The 943-nt window shown below is 35.5% G+C and carries 1 protein-coding gene; it reads left to right on the top strand.

Annotation, left to right across the window (positions count from 1 at the left end; genetic code table 11):
* Positions 1 to 943: iron-containing alcohol dehydrogenase (locus tag AC1DJR_RS31585; RefSeq protein WP_477004428.1), on the top strand; the 943-nt coding region annotated here is incomplete at both ends.

Below are 943 nucleotides of genomic sequence, written 5' to 3'. Positions count from 1 at the left end.
GTGTAGGGCCAGGTAATGTACCATGTTATATAGAGAAATCGGCACATGTAAAACGTGCTGTTAATGATTTGATTTTATCGAAAACATTTGATAACGGTATGATTTGTGCGTCAGAACAAGCCATCATTATAGATAAGGAAATCTATAATGATGTTAAAGCAGAAATGATTGCAAATAATTGTTATTTTGTAACAGAGGAAGAGAGAAAGAAATTAGAAAAGCTTGTTATTAATGAAAATACATGTGCAGTAAATAGTGATATTGTTGGGAAATCAGCACAGTATATTGCTGAATTAGTAGGAATTACTGTACCTGAACATACAAAAATGCTTGTAGCTGAAATTAAAGGCATCGGAGCAGCGTATCCACTATCTCGTGAGAAACTGAGCCCAGTGTTAGCTTGTGTAAAAGCAAATTCATTAGAAGAAGGATTTACATATTGCGAAGAAATGTTAGAGCTTGGTGGCCTAGGGCATTCAGCGGTTATCCATTCTACAAATAAAGAAGTACAAAAACAATTTGGGTTACGTATGAAAGCCTGCCGTCTCATTGTAAATGCACCTTCATCACAAGGTGGAATTGGTGATATATATAATGGATTTATTCCATCACTTACGCTTGGTTGTGGCTCCTACGGGAAAAACTCAGTTTCCCAAAACGTAACGGCGACTCATTTATTAAATATAAAAAGGTTGGCRAATAGAAAAAAKAATATGCARTGGTTCAAATTACCRCCYAAAATTTATTTTGAAAAACATGCGACASMATATTTAGCWAASATGCCWAACATTTCMCGWGCATTYATTGTAACGGATCCAGGRATGGTTGAGCACGGTTATGTAGATACAGTTACGCACTATTTACGTAAGCATGCAAATGATGTGAAAGTTGAAGTTTTCTTTGAAGTTGAGCCAGATCCATCAGATGAAACTGTATTTAAAGG

The sequence above is a fragment of the Bacillus sp. 05T31 genome (assembly GCF_056396725.1).
Note: the sequence above shows the minus strand (reverse complement) of the source record. Positions and strands in the feature narration are given on the sequence as shown.